The organism is Halomonas sp. ATBC28 (genome assembly GCF_005937175.1).
Lineage (GTDB): Bacteria > Pseudomonadota > Gammaproteobacteria > Pseudomonadales > Halomonadaceae > Vreelandella > Vreelandella titanicae.
The window spans coordinates 1-389 of record NZ_VCQL01000203.1; the positions used below are offsets into that span (position 1 = coordinate 1).

At 54.2% G+C, this 389-nt stretch carries 1 protein-coding gene; it reads right to left on the reverse strand.

Annotated elements, in window-relative coordinates:
• Window positions 1–389 (reverse strand): PfkB family carbohydrate kinase (locus E0L35_RS26055; protein ID WP_249362203.1); only part of this gene is annotated, 389 nt, incomplete at both ends.

Here is a 389-nt window from a genome sequence, read left to right on the forward strand (position 1 = left end):
CCATAAATCAGGCCACCAACCATAGAATCCCCTGCGCCAACGGTGCTTACGACATCGACTGACGGTGGTTTGGCGATCCATTCGCCGGAGGCATTAACCCAAAGCGCGCCTTCGGCACCCAGTGAAATAACAACATGCGCAATACCTTGTTCACGTAGCGCATGTGCAGCTTCAATCACATCTTTCATTTCAGGCAGTTTACGGCCTGCCCAGATTTCCAGCTCGCGGCGGTTAGGTTTCACCAGCCACGGTGCCGCTTTCAAACCTGCTACTAACGCTTCACGGCTACTATCAAAGATAATGCAAGGACACTGACTACGCAGGCGAGTCATCCAGTCGGTGAACGCTTCCGGGCTGACGCCTGACGGTAAGCTTCCGCTGACACAGAC